Here is a 22,805-nt window from a genome sequence, read left to right as displayed (position 1 = left end):
TCCCGGTATCGTCACCAGCCTCGGCCCTTCAGCTTGGTCAGCGTCGCTTCGAGGTCGGCTAGATTGTCGGCGGCAGTGCCGTCGCCCGAGAGCGTGTTGTGAACGGCGTTCCAGAACTGGCTCGACGCCTCGTTGTATTTGATCCTGGTGGCGGCCGAGGGGCGCGGCACCGCATTGAGAAAGATCTGCTTCCAGCGCGGAATAATCGGGTGTTGCCTGGCGATGTCGGCATCGTCATACAGCGCCTGGATGGTCGGCAGATTGGACGTCTTCAGCGCGCGGTATTTCTGCATCGCGGGCGAGGCAATGAACTTGACCAGCTCGATCGCGGCATCCGGATGCTTCGAATATTTGGAGACCGCGAGGTTCCAGCCACCCAACGTCGCGACCGGTCGGGCGCCTTCGCCGGTGCCGGCCGGCAGCGGCGCCACGTCGAACTTGCCCTTGATCGGCGAGCCCTCGCCGTTGCCGAGCGCATAGGCATAGGGCCAGTTGCGCATGAACACCGCGTTGCCGGTCTGCCAGACGCCGCGCGATTCCTCTTCCTGGTAGGCGAGCACGCCGGGCGGCGCGATGGTCCCAACCCAGCCCTTGACCATATCGAGCACCGCCGCCGCTTTTGGATTGCTGATGGAGATGGAGCCGTCCGGCTCGATGATCTGGCCGCCGCCATTCGACATCACCCATTCGAGCGCGTCGCAGGTCAGCCCCTCATAGGCGTTGCCCTGAAAGACGAAGCCCCAGATATCCCGATTGCCGGCTGCACGTTCCTTATCCATGACCAGCCTGGCGGTGTCCGCCAGTTCCTTCCAGGTGGCCGGCACCTTGGCGCCATATTTGTCGAGGAGATCCTTGCGGTAGTAGAGCGCCGGCGCATCGGTGAAGATCGGCAAGGCGACCAGCTTGCCGTTGACGGTCTGCGACCGGATGATCGACGGGAAATGCTCGGCCACGATGTCCCTGGTCGCTGCGGTCAAATCGACGAGCTGGCTGGCGAGCTGCGGCGCCCAGATCACGTCCGTCTGGTAGACGTCGATGTCGCTGTTTCCGGCGGCAAGCCACAGCCGGTACTGGCCGAACTGGTCGGTCCCGGACGTCGGCATGACGACGATGTTGACCTTGTTGCCGCTGTCTTTCTCGTAACGGTCGAGGATCTCGCGCAGCACCTTGATGCCGTCGCCGGTATCGCCCGACACCATCGACAGCTCGACGGCCCGCGCCGGCGTACCAACCAGCATGGCGGCGATGCCGAGCGCCAGGAATGCGTGAGAAAACTTCATGGTGATGGACGTCCCTCCGCGGCCGGCCACAGAAAATCCTCCCGCGCGCCGGCAGCTTGTCAGGCCCTCACCTCCCATTGAATGCGAAGCGGCGCTTTGGGTTCCCAAATCGCGCCGTTCCTGCGTGAGGCGACACCCATCAGGGGGTGTTGAGATTCAGGTCAGGCCGAGTCGAAAATGGTGGTTTCCGAGAACCGGAGCGGAGCGTACTTTTGGGTACGTGAGCACCGGAAGCGCAGGAAGCCATCATTTGCGGGCCGGCATCACCTGAATATCAGCACACCCTAGCCTTCCCAGGCGACAGGCATCATACCCAGCCGCTCATAGAGCCGGACGGCGGCGGGATTCTCGACCGTGTTGGTCTTGAGGTCGACATGGTCGGCGCCGCGTTCGCGAAAAACGGCGAAGGCGTGCCACATCAGCGCTTCGGCAACACCCTTGCCGCGCGCCTCGGGATGAACGGCAAGATCCTTGACGAAGGCGCGGGTCCAGCACAGCGCCGCCGCCGCCAGCCGGCCCTTGGCGTCGATGACGAGGAAGCACAGCGCCGGGTCGAATTCGGGATCGTCCGCGATACGCGGCCACCACTCGTCGAACGGACCATCGGCGCCGTCATCGAACACTTCTGTCAAAAGCGCATGCAGGGCGAGCGCGTCACCAGGCTCGAAACTGCGCATGACAAAGCCGTCGGGCCAGTGCGGCGGAACCAGCGTCTCGTCGAGGATCTTGCGCAGCCGGATGTCGTTCAGGGCCGGCGGGCGCGGTTCAGGCATCGCGCTCAGGCGTCGGGTTGCAGGCGACGGCGCTGGCGGTCGCGGCCAAGGCCGGTCGCCTCGAGCAGGCCCTTGCGCTTGGCGTCGTAATAATAGCCGGTCTGATAGAGCCAGTCGGCCTTCTTGGCGTTGCCGCCGGCCACCAGCCAGGCGCCGCGCAGATATTTGACCGCGTATTTTAGATTGGTTTCGGCGTCGAACAGTCCCTTGGCCGGTCCGTCATAGCCCATGCCGCGTGCCGTCGCGTGCTTGATCTGCATCAGTCCCCAATGGCCGTTGTTGTAGGCTTTCGGGTTGAAGGTGCTCTCGCGGTTGACGACATGGCGCACCAGGTCCACCGGCACCTGGTAGATCGCCGCATATTTCTCGATCAGCCGCTCGACATCGCCACGCACGCCCGTCGCGTGTTCTTCTTGCACGGGCCCTGCCGGAAACTGGACCAGGGCCGCCGGGTTCTGCGGCACGACATAGGCGACCTGCTGGACGCCGGGCATGCGGTCGCCCTTGGCGGTTGCCGGCACGATCAGCCCCGCGGTCGTATAAGTCTCGGCCGCCTTGACCGGTTCGTTCGCATTTGCCGGCGGCGGCGCCTGCCAGGCATTGGCGGTCATAACCGCAGGCACGGCTGGTGCCGCCGGTGTCGATCCGGCAAAAGCGGCGGTCGCCGCAGCCGGCTGTGCGGCGGGATCGGGCGGCAGCTCGGCCGTCTGAACGGGGGCGATCCCCGATGATTCCGGCAGCACCGAAACCGTCTCCGGCAGAGGCACGGTGAAGCCGGCATCAGCGCCGGCGGCGGTCGCTGTTTCGGTGAGAGCAGGCGCGGACTTCATCTGCGAGGTCGACGTGCAGCCGCTGATGCCGGCGGCGGCCAGGATCACGCCGATCGCGATAAGGTTGAGTTTTGCTGGCAAGCCGCGCTCGGGTCCGGTTTGTCGGGTTGTTAAGAAATCCCTTACACCAGCGATTCAGGCCGGGCAATCGGGGCGATCAGGTGGTTTTCGGGTGGCGAGACGCGGGCGGCGATGCCATATTGTTCCGGATATGTACTGGGACGAATCCCGGATTTCGCCACTTTGCGGGAAGGAACGCATCATGGTCACGACAGCTTCGATCACGGCCGGCCACGCAGTGTTAGAAACAGTGATCGGTTTCATGGGCATTGCCTGGAGCGAAAAGGGCCTGATCCGGCTCTGCCTGCCCGAACGCAGCCGCGAAGCGGTGGAACGGCGCCTGCTGCGTCACGGTGGCGTTTCCGCTTCCACGGCGCAGCCGCCATGGGTGGTCGAGCTGATCGCAGCGATCAAGGCCTATGCGGCGGGCGAGGATGTCGATTTCTCCGCCGTACCGGTCGATCTCGACGGCGTCGACGATTTCCGCCTCGCCATTTACGACGCGGCGCGAAAACTCTCCTTCGGCGAAACCACCACCTATGGCGAGCTGGCCAAGACCGCCGGCCATGCCGGGCTCGCCCGCGAAACCGGGGCCGCCCTTGGCGCCAATCCGGTGCCGCTGGTCATCCCTTGCCATCGCATCCTTGCCGCCGGCGGCAAGATCGGCGGCTTCTCGGCGCCGGGCGGCTCGGTCACCAAGGAGAAGATGCTGGCCATGGAAGGCGTGCGCGTCGGCCCGCCGCCCCCGGCGCAGGTATCGTTCGGGTTTTGAGCGGCGGCCGGCGTTGGCAGAAGGCCTGGATCAGTACATCGGTCGCTTATTGACCGGGTTGGCGGGCACCGGCTGCATCACGTCCCAATGCTCGGCGATCTTGCCGTTTTCAACGCGAAAAATGTCCACGATGACGGTCTCCGGCATGTTGCCTGCCTTCGGTTGAACGACCTGGGTCATGACGAGGTCGCCTTCGGCGATCACCCGCTTGAAGTCGACTTTTTGTTTTGGCCAATTGGCGACACCCATGCTTTCGAGAAGCTTTTTGACCGAGTCTCGGCCATCCGTCATCGTCGGGTTATGCTGAATGTAAGCCTCGGCCCAATAGCGGTCCAGCGCGGCAAGGTCATGGTCGCCGAACAGCGCCTGATAGGCTTTCAGGACAAGCGTCCTGTTTTTTTGAGTCAATTCATGCTGTTGCAGCACCTGCTTGACCGGCTTGGTGTTTCCCGCATGCGCCGCGGCGGTGAGCGCCGCGACCGCGAAAGCGGCCGCCGCGAAGGATTTAAGTTGCAGCACGGATGTCTCCCTCGGTTGCTTCGGTGTCAGGCCAGTGCGCGCGCAACGAGCACCGTATCGACATACTGCCGCATGCGGATGATCTTGCCGTCCCGCAGTTCGTAGAGATGAGCGAAGGGGGCCGTCATGGATTTTCCCGTCGCCTTGTATGTACCGGAATACACGCCGAAGGCCGCCACCCGGTCGCCATCGGCAATGAAGCTGTGCACGTCGGCGTGGTATCCGATCCACTCCGAGCCGAGCCGCTTGAAGACCCCCTGCATCAGGGCCTCGATGCCGACATAGGTGCCGGCATAGGGGAATCCTTCCGCCTCGGTCCATTCGATGTCGGCGGAAAGAACGGCCAGCAGATTGCGGCCGTTCTCCTCGGAAGTTCCCTCGTAGGTTCCACGGATCAAATCGAGGTTCGTCGCCATGTCAGCCCCACTTCATCTCGCCCTTGGCGACCTTGGATCCGACATCGAGGGCGACGCCCATACCGAGGCCGGGGAAGCGGGTCTCCATGGCGGCCTTCAACGCGGCGCTGTCTGCCGCCTTGTCCAGTTCTTCCTCGAAGGTGAGGAGATAGGACTTGGTGAACTCCACCGCCGAAGGACCGATCGCGGCATCGGGGGCCATGTGGCCGGGCACCACGACAGCGGGCTTGCGGGCGGCAATCGCGTCCAGCGTCTTGATCCAGGCGGCGCGGCTTTCCCTGGTCTGCGTGTCGGCGGTCCAGACGTGAACGCCCGAGAAGATCATCACCCCGCCGAAAACGGCATTGAGCGACGGCACGAACAGATAGCGGCGGTTGGCCAATCCTTCCTCCGCATTGACGATCTCTACGGTCTGGCCATCGACGGTCAGCGTTGCGCCGTCGAATGCCTCGGGGAGAACGATGTCGGACAGCGCCTGCGGACCATTTTCCTTCAGTTGCGGACCCCAGACGGCGAGCTTCTTCTCCACATTGCCCTTGATGGCTTCCAGCGTGGCGGAGGCAGCGATGACTTTTGCCTCAGGGAAGGCGTCCCGCACCGGCTTCAGGCCGAAGTAGTAATCGGGATCGGACTGAGTGACATAGATGGAGGTCAGCTTCTTGCCGGTGGCCTTGATGGCATCGGCGAGCGCCTTGCCGTCCGGATAGGTGAAGCCGCCGTCGATCAACAGGGCTTCGCTCGGCCCCGACAGCAGCACCGGCGCACGGAAGAAACCGTTTGGACCCGCCGGGAAGTGTTTCCAGCCAAGCTTGGCGCCGGCGGCCTGGCCGCTGTCGATGGGCGCGAAAACGGCGGTTGCGCCGAGGGCCAATGAGGTCTTCATGATCTGTCTCCTCGTGAACATGGAATATCTCCGTTGAATGAAAGGGGATCGGGTGCGGCTACGGGCCCGCAGGGCGGACGGTAGACGGCACGGTAAGCCCTCTGGATTAATCAATAAATTGGCCGTAATAATACAAACTGTATGTTGAAAGCTTACAATGAGCCTTCGTGGTGGAATCGATAAACCTCAATCGCCTCGCCTATTTTGCCACCGTGGTCGACGCAGGTTCCTTTACCCGCGCGGCCGAGCGGCTTGGCATCACGAAAACAGTCGTCAGCCAACAAGTCGCTCGCCTCGAGGCTGAGCTGCGGACCACGCTTCTCGTGCGCACGACGCGAAGGGTCGAGCCGACGGAAGCAGGCCGTCTTCTGCATGCACGCGGCGTTCTGATCCTGCGGGATGTCGAAGAAGCGGTCGCCGAGGTTGGCGAGGCCAACGCCGAGGTGGCCGGTGTGCTGCGTGTTTCCGCGTCCAATGACTATGGCGCGATCGTGCTGGCCCCGATCGCCGCCCGCTTTCGCCAGAGATTTCCGGCCTGCGGCGTCGAACTGGTCATTTCCGATGCCATAATTGACTTGATCGGCAACAAGATCGACCTGTCCATCCGGGTTGGCTGGCTGGATGACTCCAGCCAGCAGGCGCGACGCATCGGCACCTTCCGGCAAATCCTGGTCGCGTCGCGGGATTTCGCGGCCGGGATCAGGGTGGACAAGCCGGAAGATCTTTCTTCCTTGCCGCTCGTTGCCAATGCCGTGCTTCGCAAGCCGTTCACCTGGAACTTCACCCGAGGCGATTCCGAGCCGCGCACCATCACCCTGCGCGAGGCGTTCTCCATCAACTCGACGCCCGCCGTACTGGAAGCGACGCTCGCCGGCGGCGGACTGGCAGTTCTGCCGGACTATCTGGTCGTCGACTATCTATCGCAGGGGCGCCTCGTCCACGTGCTCCCCGACTGGGCGCTGCCCTCCGGCGGCATTCACGTGGTCTATCCGGCGGCGCGCTTTCGCCCGCAAAAGGTGACGCAATTCGTATCCATGCTCACGGAGCATATCCGGGATTGAGAGCAATGGCTGCCGGTCGACAAGCGCTAGTTGTTATGGAAGAACCGCCGGCGGAAATGCCGGTCGTTATCCGGCCGCTTGCAGTTGTAGACCGGGCAGGACTTTGTGTCGGCGCTCGGTACGTAGGCTCGTGTCCTCACCTCGCCCATGCTGCAGAATCGCTGGCTCTGCACATAGCGGTCGTAGAGCGGCAGTCCCGGCACCCGCTTCGACTGGTAGCGCAGGATGACCGCCCCCTGCCGGGCGATCGTCGCCTGAACCTTGCCGCAGCTCATACGCGTCGGGTCGTAGCGCGAGATCGCCTGAGCCTGAGCGGCGACAAGCGTCAGGCAGGCGGCAAGCAGAATGGTTTTCATGGTCCTCTCCCTGATCCGCCGCCCAGGGACGTCGCGATCCGTCGTGACGCTCTCACGCGATTGGGGCGGCCATTGGGCAGCGCCCTGATCACGGCTTTCTCACACAGTCTTGTTTTTTGTGCGAAAGCAGCCTATATGCCTTCCATTGATATTTCGGCCGATCGATCCGGGCCTCGCGATAATCGCGTTTGCTGACGTCTATCTCCAAAATCTCGATGCACACCGGCTGGACCTCGGTCCGGTCAATCTAAAGCAAATGTGAAGGACTATCTAAATGGCAACTGGAACGGTCAAGTGGTTCAACGCCACCAAGGGCTTCGGCTTCATTCAGCCTGACGCGGGCGGCGCGGACGTATTCGTCCACATCTCCGCTGTCGAGCGTGCTGGACTGTCGACCCTGGTCGAAGGCCAGAAGATCAACTTCGAGATCGAGCAGGACCGCCGCACTGGCAAGTCGTCCGCTGGATCTCTGAGCAAGGCAGCCTGATTTTGCGATAGCGCGCGCCGGGCGAGAGTTCGGGGCGCGCGGCAAGTCACGGATGTACTGACAGTCGCGCGAGAAGCGCGCTGGAGCGGAAAGACCCGACAAGCTGGATCAGCAGATAGCTGCCAGCCCGGACCGGACGCTCCCGATCAGGCTACCAAGCATGGGAAGGCGGGATTTATCCCGCCTTTTTTGCTGTCTGGGTTAGGTGGCGCAGCCCGCACTATGGTTCCAACTTGTGGTACTTTTAGCCCAGTAGTGGTACCATTCGGCCATGACCAAACTTGAGCAGATCGAAAAATCCGTCGCCAAACTGAGCCCCGAGGAACTGAAGGCGTTTGCCGCCTGGTTCGAGGCGCTCCAGGCGGATATGTGGGACCGGCAGATGGAAGCCGACGCGAAGGCGGGCCGTTTGGACAGGCTTGCCTAACAGGCGCTGGCTGACCATCGCGCTGGTCGGACGCGGCCTCTGTGAACCACGTCGCCTCTCCATCGTTCTGGGAGGCTTATGAAAAACTGCCATCGTCAATCAGAGCAAAGGCGGACAGGCGTTTTGCCCGACTGCGTTCGATCCTTTTCATCCCTCACTGCATTTCAAACAGGTCGGTCGCTATTGGTCGGCGCGAGTTGACGAAAACTATCGGGCTGTTGCCATACGCAACAATGAAGATGTGATCTGGTTCTGGGTCGGCACCCACGCCGACTACGACCATTTGTTGAAATAGCCCCTCCAGGAGGAGAAGGCTACCCCACCCACTCGATCGGCACATGCCCCGGATCCGCTTCCACGCGGCCAAGCCATGCCGACACCGCCGGATAGGCGTCGAGCTGGAAACCGCCCTGCTCCGCCGTATGCGTATAGGCATAGAGCGCGATGTCGGCGACGCTGAGCGCGCTGCCGGCGAAGAAGGCATTGTTTTCCAGATGCCTGTTCATCACGCCGAGCGCCTTGTTGCCGCGCTCCAGCGTCACCGCCAGCCGCTCCGGGGTCGCATCCCCAGCACGTTCGGGAAAGGTCAGCAGCGCCTTGCGCACGGCGATGTAGGGCTCGTGGCTGTATTGTTCGAAGAACAGCCATTGATACGCGAGCCCACGCTCATACCTGTCCGCCGGCAGGAAGCGTGTGCCTTCGGCGAGATAGAGCAGGATGGCGTTGGATTCGGCCAGCCGCCGGCCATCGTCGAACTCGAGCAGCGGCACCATGGCGTTCGGGTTCTTGGCGACAAAGTCGGCTTTGCGTGTGTCGCCTGTGTGCGAACTCACCTCGACGTTGGTGAAGGCCAGGCCAAGCTTCGCCATCAGCAGGCGCGGCTTGTAACAATTGCCGCTGTCGATCATGCCGTAAAGTATCATGGCTGTTCCCCCGAGCACTCTCTCCGCGCGATTATCGCAGCGGCGGCGGACTCAACCAATGATTTGTTTTGTCGCGACGATCAGCGCCGCTGATGTGTGAATAGTGGCGCCCCTAGCCGAACAGCGGGACGACATTGCCGCCGGTACCCAGCAGCGTGTCGATGTTCAGTGGCTCTTCCTCGAAAACGGTCCCCGCCAAGGCTGGGCGGGCGAGGAGAAAACCCTGCAGCAGGTCGACGCCGCCTTCGAGCGCGACGCGCAGATGGGTGGGCTGCTCGATGCCTTCGACCAGCACCTTGGCGCCGCGGTCATGCAAGCTGGAAACCAGCGGGCGGAAGAACCGTTCAGCGGCAGCGTGGCGACAGAACTCCGCGAACCAGGTGCCATCGATCTTGACGATGTCGGGCTTGAGCAGGCTCACCCGCTCCTCGGTCGAGTGCCCGGTGCCGAAATCATCGATGGCGATGCGGATGCCGTCGCGCCGCATTTCGCGCACCAGCCGCGCGAGAAGCGCGTCGTCCGCCGCCTGTTCGGTGATTTCGCAGACCAGCATGGCCGGCGCCAGGCCGAACTCGCCGAGATGCCTGGTCATCAGGCGAATCTCGGCCAGTGCCCGCCCGGCATGGTCGTTGATCAACGGATTGTAGTTGAAGAACAGGTCGAGCCCGTCGACGCCGATGTTGCGAAAATTCCTGAGATGCAGCGCCCGGCACATGGTTTCCACAAACAGCCGGTCCGAGACGGCAACGCTTTCGAAGAACATCTTTGGCGCGCCGGGGCGGCCCGCACGGTGCGGCTCGATCAGGGCTTCGGCCGCGACCGCGTGAAGGAACCGGCCGCGCGGCGCGAAAATCGGCTGATAGGCGCTGCGCAGCCGGAACTCGCCATACATGCCGTATTCGATGCCGACTTCGTCGACCCGGATCGCATCGCCGACATTGCGCCGCCGATCACCTCTCATGTCGCGACGCGGCGCCCGAAGGCCTTGACCGGCCGCGCCGAAGCCGTTGCCACGGCAGCAGCCGACGTGTCGACGGCAGCAGCGACAGGCGCCTGCCCGGCCTTGTCGAAGACGCCAAAGCTGGTCGGCGCCAATTCGGGCCGCGCCAGCACGAAACCTTGCACCATCGACGCACCCGATTTCTCGGCGAGCTCCAGTTGCCAGCCCTCCTCGATGCCTTCGAACACCGTATGGATGCCTTGCTCCTCGAAGTTCTTCACCATGGTGGTCAGCAACGCGAAGCCGGCGCCGGACTCCATCAGCTGCGTGATCCAGTAGGCATCGAACTTGACGATATCCGGCTTCAACTCCTTGACCCGGTTGATGTCGGAATCGTCGGCGCCATAGTCGTCGACGGCGATGCGGAAACCGTTGGCTCTCAGTGCCGCGACGAAGCCGTGCAAGGCTTCCTGCGACGCCGACCGCTGCTCGGTCACCTCGCAGACGACGCGACGCGGGTCGATGCCGGCCTCGTGCAGCACGAGCCGCATCTCGCGCAAGGCAGCGTCGGCAACAGTGCGTTCGGTGAACACCGACGGGTCGAAATTGACAAAGATCGACGCTTCCCGCGGCAGGCAGGCACCGGCGTTGAGAAGATGCAGCGTCCTGGTCAGCGCCTCGATATGCAGCCGGTCGGCGGCCGGACAGGTCGAGAAGAAATTCATCGGCGATTGTGGCTCGCCGTCGCGGAACGGTCGGATCAGCCCTTCGAACGCGACCACCGACAGCTTGCCTTCCTTGAAGGCGAAGATCGGCTGGAAAGCGCTTTGCAACGTGTAGATGCCCCAGACACCGGTGGAGGTGCCGTCGTCCTGACGGATGATGTGGGCAAGCCCGACGCTGCGCGACACGGTTCCTCGCTCCGCAATTGGTCTGCGATCCTGCCACTCAAGCCTCTACCGCTCGTTAATGAATTTATTGTTGCCGACCACTGGTCCGATCACAGCTCCTTGAGACCTGGATCAGCCGACAATGCTTGCGTTGCGCGAAATCATGCGACATGAGAAGCGCCGCGGTCGCTCCTGGCCGCGCCGATCTTCCATGGAGACGTCAAGCTCATGGCCTTTCTTGCCGACACCCTTTCGCGCGTGAAGCCTTCCGCCACCATCGCGGTCACGCAGAAAGCGCGCGAGCTGAAAAATGCCGGCCGTGACATTATTGGCCTCGGCGCCGGCGAACCGGATTTCGACACGCCCGACAACATCAAGAATGCGGCAATCGAGGCGATCCGCCGCGGCGAAACCAAGTATCCGCCGGTTTCGGGCATCGTGCCGCTGCGCGAGGCGATCGCAAAAAAGTTTAAGCGCGAGAACAATCTCGACTACAAGCCCGAGCAGACCATCGTCGGTACGGGCGGCAAGCAGATCCTGTTCAACGCCTTCATGGCGACGCTGAACCCCGGCGACGAGGTCATCATTCCTCGCCCCTACTGGGTCAGCTACCCCGAGATGGTGGCGATCTGCGGCGGCACCTCCGTGTTTGCCGACACCTCGATCGACAACGGCTTCAAACTGACCGCTTCCGTGCTGAAAAAGGCGATCACGCCGAAGACCAAATGGCTGCTGATGAACTCGCCGTCGAACCCGTCGGGTGCCGCCTATACCGAGGCCGAACTGCGCGCGCTGGCCGACGTGCTGTTGAAGCATCCGCATGTCTGGACGCTGACCGACGACATGTACGAGCACCTGACCTATGGCGATTTCGTCTTCAGGACCATCGCCGAGGTCGAGCCTAAGCTCTACGAGCGCACGCTGACCATGAACGGCGTGTCGAAAGCCTATGCAATGACCGGCTGGCGCATCGGTTATGCGGCGGGCCCGGTCCAACTGATCAAGGCGATGGACATGATCCAGGGTCAGCAGACATCGGGCGCCTGCACCATCGCGCAATGGGCATCCGTCGAGGCGCTGAATGGCCCGCAGGATTTCATCGCCAAAAACAAGGCGATCTTTCAAGGCCGTCGCGACCTCGTCATCTCGATGCTCAACCAGGCGCGCGGCATCACCTGTCCGTCGCCGGAAGGGGCCTTCTATGTCTATCCCTCCTGCGCCCAGTTGATCGGCAAGAAGACCAAGGCCGGCAAGCCGATCGACACCGACGAAACCTTCTGCTCGGAATTGCTCGAAGCCGAGGGCGTCGCGGTGGTGTTCGGCTCGGCCTTCGGCCTCGGCCCCAACTTCCGCATCTCCTACGCCACCTCGGAGACGCTTCTGGAGGAAGCCTGCACGCGCATCCAGCGCTTTACGGCTTCGCTGACCTGAGCGGCGCGCTTTGAACGCAGAACCCGGCTTCACTGCCGGTTTTCAATGGGCCGTCAGCCTCACGCCTCGTGCTTGGTCTCTTTGGCCGAGCGCGCCTCGGCCGGCGCCAGCACGGCAACCAGCAGTGCGGCGGTGAGGAACGCGCCGATCGCTGCCGTCAGCATGGCGGCATGGAAGCCGCCGGCATAGGCGGCAGCATAGAGTTCATGCACGCCGCTTTCGCCCATCGCCGCATCGGTTGCGAAATCATGCCGCGAAATTGCAGCACGGGCGACCGCTTCCGCGTTGGCGACACCGGCATCGCCGAGATACCCGGTCAAAAGGTTGGTTGCCCGCATGCTCATCAAGGCGCCGAGCAAGGCGATGCCGATGGCAAGACCGCTCTGGCGGGTGGCATTGATGACCGCCGACACCATGCCCGAGCGTTCGCGCGGCGCATAGGACATGGCGGCAGCGCTGCCGGTCGGGATTGCAAGCGCATTGCCGAGGCCGCCGATGGCGAACAGAAGGCACAGCGTCGCGTAGGACGTCGAAGGACCGGCCCAGCACATGCCGAGCATGGACAGGCCGATAGCAACATAGCCGATGGTCATCAGCGCGGAGTGACCATAGCGCGCGCTCAGCCTGCCGATCCACGGCGACACCACGATCTGGACGATGAAGGCCGGCGCCATGCGCAGGCCGGTCTGCGTCGGCGACCAGCCCTGCACCTGCTGCAGGAACATCGAGAAGAAGAAGACGCTGGAATAGGAGGTGAAGCCGAGCGCGAACGAAGCGACATTGGCGACGGCAAAGCGGACGTCACGGAACAGGCCAAGCGGCAGCATCGGCCGTGCCGTGCGCGCCTCGAAGCCGAGGAAAGCAGCCAGGCCGACGACCCCTGCGATGAGCGCCGTGACCGTCCTTGGCTCGCCCCAACCATTCTCGCCGGCCGAGATCAGGCCAAAGGTCAGCGCCCCCAGCCACAGGATGCTGAGAGCCAGGCCGACGAGATCGAGATGGGCATGTTCGGGATGCGCCGTCTCGTTGATCGAAGCAGCACCGAGCGCGATCGTGATCAGACCAAGCGGCAGGTTGATCAGGAAGATGCTTTGCCAGCCGACGGTCTCGACCAGGATGCCACCGAGGACGGGACCAACGAGCAGAGAGATGGCGGCGAACGACGCCCAGCCGCCAATGACGCCGGCGCGCTGGCGCGCATCGGGAAAGGCTTGCGTCAGGATCGACAGCGCGCCTGGAATGAGCAGCGAGCCGGCGATGCCCTGTACGACCCGGCCAGCCAGCAGCACCGACAAATTGGGCGCGACGGCGCAGATCAGCGAGCCGGCCACGAAGATGCCGACGCCGGCCAGCCATGAGCGCTTGCGGCCATAGCGGTCGCCGATCAGGCCGGACGACAGCATGAAGGCCGACAGGCACAGCGTGTAGGCGTCGACCACCCATTGCAGGCCGCCGAAATCGGTTTGCAACGCCTGCTGGATGGTCGGCAGCGCGACATTGACGATGCTGACGTCGAGCAGAGCCACGAACGAACCAAGATAGACAGCGGCGACCAGGGGCAAACGGTGCTTTGACATGGCTAGTCCGGACGTGAGTTTCGCAAATTACTGACCGACGGTCAGTTGAACGGGCGACATGGCGCTGTCGATCCGGCGATTGAGTATGGCCTGCGCCATGGTACGAGACTCGCCGCGAGTCGCCCTCTTCTAATAATATCGCGGCTGAATAGAAGCCGGGTTCCTGCGGACTGAGCATTCAGCCGTCATATTGTTCCGATGTCACCGCTTCCAGCCAGTCGGCATGGACGCCGTCGAGCGCCTCCTGCATGGCGATATGCGTCATCGCCGATTTCGGCGCCGCGCCATGCCAGTGTTTTTCGCCAGGCGCGAACGAGATGACGTCGCCCGCCCTGATCTGCTGGACCGGGCCGCCCCACGTCTGGGCAAGCCCGGCGCCCACCGTCACGTAGAGCGTCTGGCCAAGCGGATGCGTATGCCAGTGGGTGCGCGCGCCCGGCTCGAAGCTGACCAGCGTGGCTCGCAGCCGCGCCGGCGCCTCTTTCTCGATGATCGGCGTCTGCAGCACCCGGCCGGTGAAGTATTTTTCCGGCGCGATGACGGTCGGCACGCTGCCGCAGGCAATGATCTTCATGGGTCGATGGTCCTTCAAAACAGCGGGCGACGGGTCGCCTGCTTCAGTTTCCGCCGATATCGGCCGACGTGCAACAGCTTCCGGCTGCCAGCCCCCTATATGGCCAGCACGGGTCCACGGCCGAGCAAAGGATTTCTATTTTCCTTGCCCTGCCGGCAAACAAGTGGGACGATGGCTTTGGGCAGGTGGACTTGAAAAGAACCCCGCCCGCGACGGTCGAACAGGCCGGCCGCCGCTCAGGACCGATTGACCACGCCTGAACCATGCATGCCAGTCGGTCCTACGGGAAACGCCTGAGTGGAGGTCAGTCATGGGTACTCGCGCCGGAGGACGACGCACGGGACCGAAATGCATTGCCATAGTCGGTCCCTTCGCAAGCGGTAAGACGACACTTCTCGAAGCCATATTGGCCCGTACGGGCTCAATTCCCCGACAAAATCCCGTTTCATCAGGCAACACCGTTTCGGATCATTCGCCCGAGGCGCGCGCCCACGCCATGAGCGTCGAGGCGACGATCGCCACCACCGAATTCATGGGCGAGCAGATCACCTTCGTCGACTGTCCCGGCTCCATCGAATTCTCTTTCGAAGCCGAACCGGTGCTGGCCGCCTGCGACCTCGCAGTGGTCGTGGCCGAGGCCGATGAAAAGAAGATCCCTGCCCTGCAACTGATCATGCGCAAGCTCGACGATCTTGGCGTGCCGCGTATCCTGTTTCTCAACAAGGTCGACAAGGCAATCACCGGCGTGCGCGACACGCTGAAGATGCTGCAGCCGGCCAGTGCCGTGCCATTGCTGCTGCGCCAGATTCCGCTGCGCAAGGACGGCGTCGTCATTGGTTCGATCGACCTGGCGCTGGAGCGCGCCTACATCTATCGCGAATATGCCGAAAGCGAGGTGGCGCAGATTCCCGGCGACGAGAAGGCGCGCGAGCTCGAAGCGCGTTTCTCGATGCTGGAGACGCTGGCCGACCATGATGACCAGTTGATGGAACAGCTGCTCGAGGAGATCGAACCGCCAAAGGACGCGATCTTCGACGATCTCGCCGCCGACCTGCGCGACGGCGCGGTGACCCCGGTGCTGATCGGCACCGCCGAGAAAGGCAACGGCGTGCTGCGTCTCCTGAAGGCGATCCGCCACGACGCGCCTGACATCGAGGCGACCCGCAAGCGGCTCGGTGCACCCGACGGCGCGGCTACCCTGGTCCAGGTGATGAAGACTATCCACACCTCGCATGGCGGCAAGCTGTCGGTGTCGCGCATCCTCTCCGGCCAGGTCGTCGACGGTTCCGAACTCTGGCTGCCCGGCGGCGACACGGCCAAGGTTTCCGGCATCTACCGGATGCTCGGCAAGGACCAGTCCAAGCTCTCCATCGCAAAGGCCGGCGATACGGTCGCGCTGGGCAAGCTGGACGAGGTCAAGACCGGCCAGACGCTGAGTTCGGCCAAGGGCGGCATCAAGCCGCTCGTCCAGTTCGAGCCGCCGCAGCCGGTCTTCGCCTTCGCGCTCCGTCCCAAGGAGCGCAAGGACGAAGTGAAGATGTCGGCTGCCATCCAGCGGCTGGCCGAGGAGGACCCCTCGCTCAGCCTGCGCCACAACCAGGACTCGGCTGAAACCGTGCTGTCGGGCCATGGCGAGATGCATCTGCGCGTGGTGCGCGAGCGGCTGGAAGGCAAGAACCAGATACCGGTCGAAGGCCATCCGCCGGCGGTGCCCTATCGCGAGACGATCCGCAAATCGGCGCAACAGCGCGGCCGTCACAAGAAACAGTCCGGCGGACATGGCCAGTTCGGTGACGTGGTGATCGAGATCAAGCCGCTGCCGCGCGGCTCCGGCTTCCAGTTCACCGACACCATCACCGGCGGCGTCGTGCCCAAGACCTACATCCAGTCGGTCGAGACCGGGGTGCGCGACTATCTGAAATCCGGGCCGCTGGGCTTTCCGGTCGTGGATGTCGCAGTCAACCTGTCGGACGGCTCCTACCATGCGGTCGATTCCTCCGACATGGCCTTCCAAATGGCGGCCAGGCTGGCAATGAAGGAAGGCATGGCCGCGTGCTTGCCGGTGCTCCTGGAGCCTGTGATGAAGGTCGAGATCGTCACACCCTCCGACGCCACCTCGAAGATCATCGCTCTCATCCCGCAACGGCGCGGCCAGATACTCGGCTACGACGCGCGGCCTGGCTGGCCAGGATGGGATGTCGTCGAGGCAACCATGCCGCAAGCCGAGATCGGCGACCTGATCATCGAGTTGCGCTCGGCGACCGCGGGCGTCGCCAGCTACCGTGCCGTCTTCGACCACATGGCCGAACTCACCGGCCGTCTGGCCGACGAGGCGATGAACACCAACGGCAAGGCTGCCTGATGGCGTAGCGTTCCTCTCGAACCTGATTCGAGGGGGACAAAAGAAAACGACGTCCGGCGGGGACCGGACGTCGTTTTGTTCGCGGACCGTTTCCTTGGGAGGTAAAACGGCAGGTCCGCCGCATTTGGTGCCGCCGAGTTCGGCGGAAAAACGGTTCGGACGCGGTAGCCGCCTGAGCCCGGGCCGTACGAGTGATGCCCCCATCTCCCGTCCGAACCACACCGCGTCCTATGATCCACATAGCAGGTCGCGGGCGCCCGGGCTATGTTACCAGAGGTTACATGTCACCGTTACGTGGCAATTGTGATGGAATTTTTTGCCGGCCCAGCAGAGCACAGGCAACAAAAAAGCCGGATCAATGAAGATCCGGCTGAGTTTGATTGGAGTGCCTGTTAAGGCTAACCTCCAGAGGGGAACACTCGAGGGCGCTAATGGGAGGAGAACGCGCCCAGGAGATGATCTATATATGTGCTCATCATGCCCAAGAAACAAGCATCTATTTTGCAACACATGCATGCAAAAAGACGCAGGCTGTGGTCTAACCCATTCCAGAAGCCAATAGGACCAGCAGAATCGTCGAAATGGGCCGCCGAATCGGGCAATTGCAACTACAGAATCGCCGATCTCGGCTGGCTTTCGGCTCAAAATGCCAAAACCGGGCAATGATGTGGAAGCAGGCAGCAGGCGTGCATTTCTAAGGCAATCGGGGAGGAAGCAGCCAATGCGGACGTTTTCGGCGATCGCCGGCAGTGCGGCCTTCTTCATCGCGGCGCCCTGCGTGGTTGCCGGGCTGGTGCCCTGGCTGTTGACCGATCGCTGGGGCTTGCCGTGGTCTGGTCTGCCGGGCTTTGTCCCTGCCGGCGGGCTTCTGATCGCCGTCGCGATCGCAGCACTGCTGCATGCCTTCGGTCGATTCGCGCTTGAGGGCCTCGGCACGCCCGCTCCGGTCGCGCCAACCGAGAGGCTGGTGATCGGCGGCATCTACCGTCATGTCCGCAACCCGATGTATGTCGCCGTGCTGTCGATCATCCTCGGCCAGGCATTGCTGTTCTCGAGCTGGACGCTGGCCGCTTATGCGGTCATCGGCGCGATCGCCATGGGCTCTTTCGTGCGGTTCTACGAGGAGCCGACTTTGGCTCACCGGTACGGCGCCGAATACGACGCCTACCGCCGCAACGTACCGGGCTGGTTGCCTCGACTGTCGCCCTGGCGGGGGTAGGTGAAACCGGCAGCGCCGTCTCAGGGCATGTTGAGGCTCAGGTCGGGCCAGGCAATCGACATGTCCTTAGAATGACCAGCTTCTCGCCTTGGCGATGATAAAGTCCCGGAACACGTGCAGCTTGGCCTGGTTCTTCATCGCGTCCGGATAGGCAAAATAGGTGTCGAAAGACGGCACCTCGGTCTCCGGCAGCAGCTGCACGAGGTCGGAGTCCTTGCTGATCACATAGTCGGGCAGCATGGCGATACCGGCACCGCCCTGCACCGCCCGCTTGATCGACAATATGTCGTTGATCTGCAGCGTCGGCACCCTTTGCCCGCCTTCGAAATCACCGACCGTTTCCAGCCAGTTCAGCTCCGACAGATGCGACGGCACCGGCACGCCGAAGGTGACGATGCGATGGGCCTTCAGCTCGGCGACGGAAGACGGCCTGCCATGCTTGGCGACATAGGATGGGGCCGCGTAGAGGTGGAAATGCACGGTGAACAGGCGGCGCTGGATCAGGTCCGGCTGCTGCGGCTGGCGCAGCCGAATGGCGCAATCGGCCTGGCGCATGGTGAGATCGAGCTCCTCGTTGGCGAGGATCAACTGCAGGCTGATTTCAGGATAGAGTTCGATGAATTCCTGCACCCGCTCGGTTAGCCAGCCGGCGCCCAGCCCCACCGTCGTCGTTACCCGCAGCACGCCCGACGGGCGATCCTTGGTCTCGGTCAGCCGGGACTTGATGGTCTCCAGCTTCATCAGCACGTCATGCGCCGTGCGAAACAGCATCTCACCCTGCTCGGTCAACACCAGCCCGCGGGCGTGGCGGTTGAACAGCGGCACGCCGACATCATGCTCGAGCGCGCTGACCTGCCGCGAGATCGCCGATTGTGACAGATGCAATGTCTCGGCCGCATGGGTAAACGACCCCGCCTCCGCCGCAGCGTGAAACACGCGTAGCTTGTCCCAGTCCAACGCCATGATTCCCCTCGTTCTGTTTTGGCGTCTGAATGAAAAATCAGGCTTTTACACGGCGTTTCTAAGCCGCTCTCTGAACTCTCTACTCGGCCGCTTCGCGATGCACTTCGATGCCGGCCAGATACTTCTCCGCCTCGAGTGCGGCCATGCAGCCAAGCCCCGCTGCCGTCACCGCCTGGCGGTAGATATCGTCGGTCACATCGCCGGCCGCGAACACGCCCGGCACATCGGTGCGGGTCGAATCCGGCGCCGTCCACAGATAGCCGTTCGGCTTCTGCTTGAGCTTGCCGGCGAACAGTTCAACCGCCGGCGCATGGCCGATGGCCACGAACACGCCGTCGATCTTGAGGTGCGACACCTCGCCGGTCACCGCATGCTTGAGCTTCAGCCCTTCGACCGAGGGCGGCAGCGGCGTCTTGCCGGGCCGACCGGTGATCTCGTCGACGATCGTGTCCCAGATGACGCGGACATTGTCCTTCTTCAGAAGCCGCTCGCGCAGGATACGTTCGGCGCGAAAATCGCTGCGCCTGTGGATGACCGTCACGCTCTTGGCGAGATTGGACAGATAGAGCGCCTCTTCCACCGCCGAATTGCCGCCGCCGATCACCGCGACATCCTTACCCCGGTAGAAGAAGCCGTCACAGGTGGCGCAGGCCGAGACTCCAAAACCCATAAAGTCCTGCTCGGTCGGGATGCCCAGCCATTTCGCTTGCGCGCCGGTCGCGATGATCAGCGCGTCGGCGGTGTAGGTGGTGCCGGAATCGCCCTTGGCACGGAACGGTCGCACGTTGAGGTCGACCTCGGTGATGATGTCGTTGATGATGTCGGTGCCGACATGCTCGGCCTGTTTCAGCATCTGCTCCATCAGCCACGGACCCTGGATCGGGTCGGCGAAGCCGGGATAGTTCTCGACATCGGTGGTGATCATCAACTGCCCGCCCTGCTGCAGGCCGGCGACCAGCATCGGCTTCAGCATGGCGCGGGCGGCGTAGACCGCCGCCGTATAGCCGGCCGGGCCGGAACCGATGATGAGAACGGGCGCGTGCTTGGTGGTCATCTAAAGCCTCTGCGGAGGGCTGCCGGCAATTGCGGCATGGAAAACTCGATCATTGTCGCGCGTAATGTAAGTGTTGCCCACGACGCCAGCAAGGCAAGTTGGAGTTCGTCCCCGGAAAGCTTTGTCACACCCTGTCGCCTGCGGATCCCGCGAAATATTCCGGGCGAAGGATGGAATGGACAGCGAAGTCGTTTAATTACAAAATCACGCAAGATTCTTGCGTATTGCCCCTCAGGATCGAGAGCCCCCATGCCGCTCAAGGCCGACCTCGACGCCATCGACTGGAAGATCCTGCGCGAATTGCAGGGCGACGGCCGCATGACCAATGTCGAACTGTCGAACCGCGTCGGCATTTCGGCACCGCCATGCCTGCGCCGCGTCAAGCGCCTGGAGGAAGCCGGCATCATCCGTGGCTACCGCGCTCTGCTCAACGCACCAGCGCTCGGCCTTGATGTCGTTGCCTTCTGCCTGGTCGGCCTGCATCATCAAGCCGATGCCGAGCTGCGCATCTTTGCCGAGCGCACCCGCGGCTGGCCGATCGTACGCGACGCCTGGATGGTGTCGGGCGAATCCGATTTCCTCCTGCATTGCGTGGCGAGCGACCTCGGCGCCTTCCAGACCTTCGTCATCGAGGAACTGACCTCGACCCCGAATGTCGACACGGTGCGCACAGCGCTCACCATCCGCCGGGTCAAGGACGAAGGCTTGGTCTCGTTCGCACAGCCTTGAGCCGGTGAACCGCAACCGGCTTTCGCCGATGCGGCTTGAACGCCTCGCCATATCAGCGCCGCTTTGGCGTTCGATAGGCACTTCTGTGAAGCCGGATGTCCTGCCGTAGCCGCCTTGCTGGTTTCCTAGAGCAATTCCAGAAAAAGTGTGTAACGGTTTTCCTGGGAAAAGCGCATAGCGCTTTCGGGATTGCATAATACAGGTGGCGCAGGGCAGCCCAATTCCGAGAACAGTGTGCCGTGGGGTGGGACGATGACTCGATTTTCTAGCCCGGTTTCGGCGCTGGTCATCTGTATGAACGAGGCCGACATGATCGGCGAATGCCTGGAGAGCGTCGACTTCTGCGCCGAGATCATCGTCGTCGATTCAGGCTCGACGGACAGCACTCTGGACGTCGTCAATGCGTTCATCGCCAAGGGCTACCCGATAAGGCTGTTTCACAATGATTGGCCGGGCTTTCCTCGTCAGCGGCAATTCGCGCTCGATCAGGCCACCCAACCGTGGTGCCTTTCGATTGAAGCCGACGAGGCCATCGATGACGTTCTCAGGCAGTCGATCACGAGTGTGACGCAGCTTGGGAACGATGCTTTCGACGGATGGTACATCAGGCGCCGCGACAAGCTGAAGGGTTATGGTTATGCGCACCGCTGGGTGCTTCACAACAGGCTGCTGCGTCTTTTCCGGCGCGACAAGGCGACCATGGACCTCAATCTGCGGGTCCATGAGTCGTTCGAGGTGCCGGGCGAAACCGGCACCATAGAAAATGGCGTGCTGCTGCATCGCCGCGAAATGACTATTGCCGAGGATCTGGCGAGAGCCAACACCTACTCCAGCCTCAAGGTCGCCACGCTGGTCGAACGAGCCAAGAAGCCTGGCCTGATAAGACTGGTGCTGTCGCCGCTTGGCAACTTCCTGAAGTTTTACCTGGCCAAGCGCTACTTCCTGTGCGGCCGGCACGGGTTCGTCTATTCGATGCTGGTGATGGTGTATTCGTTCGCCACCGAGGCCAAGCTCTATGAAGCCTGGCGGGACAACGATCGGGTATAAACCGTTAGGGCGCGCCCGAGGCGGCCCCAAGTGCAGCTATTGCGGCGAGCAGGCCGTCGAAGTCCGCGCGGTCGCACCAAGGCCGAATTGTGAAGCCCCGTCGGACAGCCGCTTGCCCGTCTACCAGCCAGCCCTGCGAGAGGCCGGCGCGTTGTCCCGCCTCCATGTCGGCCTCCTTGTCGCCGACGATCAGCGAACGCCGCAGATCGAGCCCGAGGCGCCTGGCCGCCTCCAGCAGCATGCCCGGATTGGGCTTGCGCATCGGATGATCTGCGGCCGCGAGCGGGCCGGAGCCCGCCTCGTGATAGGCGCAGGCAAGGACCATGTCGACGAACGCATTGTCGGCGCGTAGCAGTTCGAGCACGCGGCCATTGACGGCGGCGAAATCGCTCCAGCCGAAATAGCCGCGCGCGATGCCGGACTGGTTGGTGACGACGATGACGGGAATGCCGGCCCCGTTGGCGGCGGCTATCACCGCGGCTATATCCGCGCGCAGCACCATTTCGGCAGGATCATCCGGATAGCCCGTATCGATATTGATGGTGCCGTCGCGATCGAGGAACAGCGCCGGCGAGCCGGCGGCGAACACCTTTGAGCCGACCTGCTCGACCCACAGGCCCGGCTCAGCCAGCGGATAGCGGCCAGAGGTCGTGGGATCAGCCATTGCTGAGGCGCGCTTCGACCACCTCGCACAGATGATGATAAAGGCACAGATGCCCCTGCTGGATGATCGGCGTCGAGGTCGACGGAACGTTGAGCAGGATATCGGACAGAGGTTTCAGCTTGCCGCCGGTATCGCCGGTCATGCCGATCACCGTCATGTCCATCCTCCGTGCCTGTTCGGCGGCGGCGAGGATGCTCGGCGAATTGCCGCTGGTCGAGATTGCCAGAAGCACGCCGCCGGCCGCGCCATGCGCCTCGACCTGGCGCGAAAACACCGTGTCGAAGCCATAGTCGTTGCCCCAGGCGGTCAGCACCGCTGCATTGGCCGGCAGCGCGATGACATTGTAGGCCTTGCGCTCCTTGAGAAAGCGGCCGACCAGTTCGCCGGCAATGTGGATGGCGTCGCTGGCCGAGCCGCCATTGCCGGCGATGAGCAAGGCCTTCCCCGACGAAAGCGCCGTCACCACCGCGCTCGCTGCCCGCTCCATCTCACCGGTCAGGTCCCGTTCGACCATGGCTGATATGGCAGCCGCCGAGCGGACAAGGTAATCGTTCAAGTCGGACATGAA

25 protein-coding genes and 1 pseudogene are annotated in these 22,805 nt (G+C 63.0%); 10 read left to right on the top strand and 16 right to left on the bottom strand.

Translation table 11 applies throughout. The features are described from left to right. Positions 1-11: 11 nt before the first annotated feature. From AC0NIL_RS11685 to AC0NIL_RS11675, 3 genes are all read right to left on the bottom strand, one after another. Positions 12-1,280, bottom strand: a complete 1,269-nt coding sequence (locus AC0NIL_RS11685) for an ABC transporter substrate-binding protein (protein WP_473573546.1) — start codon at positions 1,278-1,280, stop codon at positions 12-14. Positions 1,281-1,564: 284 nt separating this feature from the next. After that, positions 1,565-2,053: a GNAT family N-acetyltransferase gene (locus tag AC0NIL_RS11680; RefSeq protein ID WP_473573547.1), complete on the bottom strand. Its 489-nt coding sequence runs from the start codon at positions 2,051-2,053 to the stop codon at positions 1,565-1,567. A 5-nt stretch (positions 2,054-2,058) separates the two neighbouring features. Continuing rightward, positions 2,059-2,964 (bottom strand): lytic transglycosylase domain-containing protein, encoded by a 906-nt coding sequence (locus AC0NIL_RS11675; RefSeq protein ID WP_013530096.1) that lies wholly within the window; start codon positions 2,962-2,964, stop codon positions 2,059-2,061. A 181-nt stretch (positions 2,965-3,145) separates the two neighbouring features. Between AC0NIL_RS11675 and AC0NIL_RS11670 the strand changes: the two genes are divergently transcribed. After that, a complete protein-coding gene (locus AC0NIL_RS11670) occupies positions 3,146-3,715 on the top strand; it encodes a methylated-DNA--[protein]-cysteine S-methyltransferase (RefSeq protein ID WP_013530095.1) in 570 nt (189 codons plus the stop codon). 30 nt (positions 3,716-3,745) lie between these two features. Here AC0NIL_RS11670 and AC0NIL_RS11665 read toward each other — a convergent pair whose 3' ends face one another. Genes AC0NIL_RS11665 through AC0NIL_RS11655 form a run of 3 tightly spaced genes read right to left on the bottom strand, consistent with a single transcriptional unit; the run spans position 3,746 to position 5,554 of the window. After that, positions 3,746-4,234, bottom strand: coding sequence for a nuclear transport factor 2 family protein (locus AC0NIL_RS11665; protein ID WP_013530094.1), 489 nt, complete (start codon positions 4,232-4,234; stop codon positions 3,746-3,748). A gap of 26 nt (positions 4,235-4,260) precedes the next feature. Then, on the bottom strand, positions 4,261-4,650 hold the full coding sequence (locus AC0NIL_RS11660) for a nuclear transport factor 2 family protein (RefSeq protein ID WP_013530093.1): 390 nt from the start codon (positions 4,648-4,650) through the stop codon (positions 4,261-4,263). Position 4,651: 1 nt separating this feature from the next. Beyond that, on the bottom strand, positions 4,652-5,554 hold the full coding sequence (locus AC0NIL_RS11655; protein ID WP_063172900.1) for an MBL fold metallo-hydrolase: 903 nt from the start codon (positions 5,552-5,554) through the stop codon (positions 4,652-4,654). A 149-nt stretch (positions 5,555-5,703) separates the two neighbouring features. Here AC0NIL_RS11655 and AC0NIL_RS11650 point away from each other — a divergent pair, with 149 nt between their 5' ends. Continuing rightward, positions 5,704-6,594, top strand: a complete 891-nt coding sequence (locus AC0NIL_RS11650; RefSeq protein ID WP_473573548.1) for a LysR substrate-binding domain-containing protein — start codon at positions 5,704-5,706, stop codon at positions 6,592-6,594. A gap of 26 nt (positions 6,595-6,620) precedes the next feature. Here the strand turns inward: AC0NIL_RS11650 and AC0NIL_RS11645 are convergent, their stop codons facing one another. Next, positions 6,621-6,950: a hypothetical protein gene (locus tag AC0NIL_RS11645; protein ID WP_027162103.1), complete on the bottom strand. Its 330-nt coding sequence runs from the start codon at positions 6,948-6,950 to the stop codon at positions 6,621-6,623. A 274-nt stretch (positions 6,951-7,224) separates the two neighbouring features. On the opposite strand from AC0NIL_RS11645, the gene AC0NIL_RS11640 reads away from it, so the two are divergent. The 3 genes and pseudogenes from AC0NIL_RS11640 to AC0NIL_RS11630 all read left to right on the top strand — a co-directional run bounded on the left by AC0NIL_RS11640 (position 7,225) and on the right by AC0NIL_RS11630 (position 8,159). Next, positions 7,225-7,437 (top strand): cold-shock protein, encoded by a 213-nt coding sequence (locus AC0NIL_RS11640; RefSeq protein ID WP_010910991.1) that lies wholly within the window; start codon positions 7,225-7,227, stop codon positions 7,435-7,437. Positions 7,438-7,708: 271 nt separating this feature from the next. Then, positions 7,709-7,864: a hypothetical protein gene (locus AC0NIL_RS11635; protein WP_473573549.1), complete on the top strand. Its 156-nt coding sequence runs from the start codon at positions 7,709-7,711 to the stop codon at positions 7,862-7,864. Between the two features lie 41 nt (positions 7,865-7,905). Next, positions 7,906-8,159 (top strand): annotated as a pseudogene (locus AC0NIL_RS11630) (type II toxin-antitoxin system RelE family toxin). Between the two features lie 19 nt (positions 8,160-8,178). Here AC0NIL_RS11630 and AC0NIL_RS11625 read toward each other — a convergent pair. The 3 genes from AC0NIL_RS11625 to AC0NIL_RS11615 all read right to left on the bottom strand — a co-directional run bounded on the left by AC0NIL_RS11625 (position 8,179) and on the right by AC0NIL_RS11615 (position 10,638). Continuing rightward, positions 8,179-8,787, bottom strand: coding sequence for a glutathione S-transferase family protein (locus tag AC0NIL_RS11625; protein WP_013530087.1), 609 nt, complete (start codon positions 8,785-8,787; stop codon positions 8,179-8,181). A gap of 112 nt (positions 8,788-8,899) precedes the next feature. Then, entirely contained in the window at positions 8,900-9,748 is an 849-nt protein-coding gene (locus AC0NIL_RS11620) for an EAL domain-containing protein (protein WP_027162105.1), read from the bottom strand. Next, entirely contained in the window at positions 9,745-10,638 is an 894-nt protein-coding gene (locus tag AC0NIL_RS11615) for an EAL domain-containing protein (protein WP_224675152.1), read from the bottom strand. The genes AC0NIL_RS11620 and AC0NIL_RS11615 overlap by 4 nt, the downstream gene beginning before the upstream one ends. Positions 10,639-10,845: 207 nt before the next feature. Between AC0NIL_RS11615 and AC0NIL_RS11610 the strand changes: the two genes are divergently transcribed. Further along, positions 10,846-12,048 carry a pyridoxal phosphate-dependent aminotransferase gene (locus AC0NIL_RS11610; protein WP_473573550.1) on the top strand — a complete coding sequence of 401 codons (1,203 nt, stop codon included), beginning with the start codon at positions 10,846-10,848 and terminating at the stop codon, positions 12,046-12,048. Between the two features lie 59 nt (positions 12,049-12,107). Here AC0NIL_RS11610 and AC0NIL_RS11605 read toward each other — a convergent pair whose 3' ends face one another. Beyond that, positions 12,108-13,625 carry an MFS transporter gene (locus AC0NIL_RS11605; RefSeq protein WP_275952456.1) on the bottom strand — a complete coding sequence of 506 codons (1,518 nt, stop codon included), beginning with the start codon at positions 13,623-13,625 and terminating at the stop codon, positions 12,108-12,110. A gap of 178 nt (positions 13,626-13,803) precedes the next feature. Then, complete coding sequence (locus AC0NIL_RS11600) at positions 13,804-14,199, bottom strand: (R)-mandelonitrile lyase (RefSeq protein WP_064994525.1); 396 nt, start codon at positions 14,197-14,199, stop codon at positions 13,804-13,806. A 310-nt stretch (positions 14,200-14,509) separates the two neighbouring features. Between AC0NIL_RS11600 and AC0NIL_RS11595 the strand changes: the two genes are divergently transcribed. Further along, positions 14,510-16,561, top strand: a complete 2,052-nt coding sequence (locus AC0NIL_RS11595) for an elongation factor G (RefSeq protein ID WP_013530081.1) — start codon at positions 14,510-14,512, stop codon at positions 16,559-16,561. A gap of 721 nt (positions 16,562-17,282) precedes the next feature. Beyond that, complete coding sequence (locus tag AC0NIL_RS11590; protein ID WP_013530080.1) at positions 17,283-17,780, top strand: methyltransferase family protein; 498 nt, start codon at positions 17,283-17,285, stop codon at positions 17,778-17,780. A 66-nt stretch (positions 17,781-17,846) separates the two neighbouring features. Here AC0NIL_RS11590 and AC0NIL_RS11585 read toward each other — a convergent pair whose 3' ends face one another. Together AC0NIL_RS11585 and trxB are read right to left on the bottom strand one after the other, a co-directional pair. Continuing rightward, the gene (locus AC0NIL_RS11585) at positions 17,847-18,743 is read right to left on the bottom strand and encodes a LysR family transcriptional regulator (RefSeq protein ID WP_013530079.1); all 897 of its coding nucleotides are present in this window, start codon (positions 18,741-18,743) and stop codon (positions 17,847-17,849) included. Between the two features lie 79 nt (positions 18,744-18,822). Then, the gene (gene trxB / locus AC0NIL_RS11580; protein ID WP_013530078.1) at positions 18,823-19,797 is read right to left on the bottom strand and encodes a thioredoxin-disulfide reductase; all 975 of its coding nucleotides are present in this window, start codon (positions 19,795-19,797) and stop codon (positions 18,823-18,825) included. A gap of 249 nt (positions 19,798-20,046) precedes the next feature. On the opposite strand from trxB, the gene AC0NIL_RS11575 reads away from it, so the two are divergent. Together AC0NIL_RS11575 and AC0NIL_RS11570 are read left to right on the top strand one after the other, a co-directional pair. After that, complete coding sequence (locus AC0NIL_RS11575) at positions 20,047-20,526, top strand: Lrp/AsnC family transcriptional regulator (protein WP_023809735.1); 480 nt, start codon at positions 20,047-20,049, stop codon at positions 20,524-20,526. Between the two features lie 252 nt (positions 20,527-20,778). Then, on the top strand, positions 20,779-21,573 hold the full coding sequence (locus AC0NIL_RS11570; RefSeq protein WP_027162109.1) for a glycosyltransferase family 2 protein: 795 nt from the start codon (positions 20,779-20,781) through the stop codon (positions 21,571-21,573). A 4-nt stretch (positions 21,574-21,577) separates the two neighbouring features. On the opposite strand, the gene AC0NIL_RS11565 is transcribed toward AC0NIL_RS11570, so the two are convergent. Together AC0NIL_RS11565 and AC0NIL_RS11560 are read right to left on the bottom strand one after the other, a co-directional pair. Then, complete coding sequence (locus AC0NIL_RS11565) at positions 21,578-22,237, bottom strand: HAD family hydrolase (protein ID WP_027162110.1); 660 nt, start codon at positions 22,235-22,237, stop codon at positions 21,578-21,580. Further along, positions 22,230-22,802 (bottom strand): D-sedoheptulose-7-phosphate isomerase, encoded by a 573-nt coding sequence (locus tag AC0NIL_RS11560; RefSeq protein ID WP_024504153.1) that lies wholly within the window; start codon positions 22,800-22,802, stop codon positions 22,230-22,232. The genes AC0NIL_RS11565 and AC0NIL_RS11560 overlap by 8 nt, the downstream gene beginning before the upstream one ends. Positions 22,803-22,805 lie beyond the last annotated feature (3 nt).

The organism is Mesorhizobium sp. WSM1343 (assembly GCF_055901535.1).
The sequence above is the reverse complement of the archived record's forward strand: the minus strand, read 5'-3'. Positions and strand labels throughout refer to the sequence as shown.

What these genes read in the sequence shown, in the direction of transcription:
- AC0NIL_RS11620 (WP_027162105.1), bottom strand. Translation starts at nt 9,748, where the DNA reads ATGAGAGGTGATCGGCGGCGCAATGTCGGCGATGCGATCCGGGTCGAC.
- AC0NIL_RS11595 (WP_013530081.1), top strand. Translation starts at nt 14,510, where the DNA reads ATGGGTACTCGCGCCGGAGGACGACGCACGGGACCGAAATGCATTGCC.
- AC0NIL_RS11625 (WP_013530087.1), bottom strand. Translation starts at nt 8,787, where the DNA reads ATGATACTTTACGGCATGATCGACAGCGGCAATTGTTACAAGCCGCGC.
- AC0NIL_RS11570 (WP_027162109.1), top strand. Translation starts at nt 20,779, where the DNA reads ATGACTCGATTTTCTAGCCCGGTTTCGGCGCTGGTCATCTGTATGAAC.
- AC0NIL_RS11585 (WP_013530079.1), bottom strand. Translation starts at nt 18,743, where the DNA reads ATGGCGTTGGACTGGGACAAGCTACGCGTGTTTCACGCTGCGGCGGAG.
- AC0NIL_RS11565 (WP_027162110.1), bottom strand. Translation starts at nt 22,237, where the DNA reads ATGGCTGATCCCACGACCTCTGGCCGCTATCCGCTGGCTGAGCCGGGC.
- AC0NIL_RS11635 (WP_473573549.1), top strand. Translation starts at nt 7,709, where the DNA reads ATGACCAAACTTGAGCAGATCGAAAAATCCGTCGCCAAACTGAGCCCC.
- AC0NIL_RS11575 (WP_023809735.1), top strand. Translation starts at nt 20,047, where the DNA reads ATGCCGCTCAAGGCCGACCTCGACGCCATCGACTGGAAGATCCTGCGC.
- trxB (WP_013530078.1), bottom strand. Translation starts at nt 19,797, where the DNA reads ATGACCACCAAGCACGCGCCCGTTCTCATCATCGGTTCCGGCCCGGCC.
- AC0NIL_RS11680 (WP_473573547.1), bottom strand. Translation starts at nt 2,053, where the DNA reads ATGCCTGAACCGCGCCCGCCGGCCCTGAACGACATCCGGCTGCGCAAG.
- AC0NIL_RS11610 (WP_473573550.1), top strand. Translation starts at nt 10,846, where the DNA reads ATGGCCTTTCTTGCCGACACCCTTTCGCGCGTGAAGCCTTCCGCCACC.
- AC0NIL_RS11600 (WP_064994525.1), bottom strand. Translation starts at nt 14,199, where the DNA reads ATGAAGATCATTGCCTGCGGCAGCGTGCCGACCGTCATCGCGCCGGAA.
- AC0NIL_RS11590 (WP_013530080.1), top strand. Translation starts at nt 17,283, where the DNA reads ATGCGGACGTTTTCGGCGATCGCCGGCAGTGCGGCCTTCTTCATCGCG.
- AC0NIL_RS11645 (WP_027162103.1), bottom strand. Translation starts at nt 6,950, where the DNA reads ATGAAAACCATTCTGCTTGCCGCCTGCCTGACGCTTGTCGCCGCTCAG.
- AC0NIL_RS11660 (WP_013530093.1), bottom strand. Translation starts at nt 4,650, where the DNA reads ATGGCGACGAACCTCGATTTGATCCGTGGAACCTACGAGGGAACTTCC.
- AC0NIL_RS11670 (WP_013530095.1), top strand. Translation starts at nt 3,146, where the DNA reads ATGGTCACGACAGCTTCGATCACGGCCGGCCACGCAGTGTTAGAAACA.
- AC0NIL_RS11655 (WP_063172900.1), bottom strand. Translation starts at nt 5,554, where the DNA reads ATGTTCACGAGGAGACAGATCATGAAGACCTCATTGGCCCTCGGCGCA.
- AC0NIL_RS11560 (WP_024504153.1), bottom strand. Translation starts at nt 22,802, where the DNA reads ATGTCCGACTTGAACGATTACCTTGTCCGCTCGGCGGCTGCCATATCA.
- AC0NIL_RS11605 (WP_275952456.1), bottom strand. Translation starts at nt 13,625, where the DNA reads ATGTCAAAGCACCGTTTGCCCCTGGTCGCCGCTGTCTATCTTGGTTCG.
- AC0NIL_RS11640 (WP_010910991.1), top strand. Translation starts at nt 7,225, where the DNA reads ATGGCAACTGGAACGGTCAAGTGGTTCAACGCCACCAAGGGCTTCGGC.
- AC0NIL_RS11685 (WP_473573546.1), bottom strand. Translation starts at nt 1,280, where the DNA reads ATGAAGTTTTCTCACGCATTCCTGGCGCTCGGCATCGCCGCCATGCTG.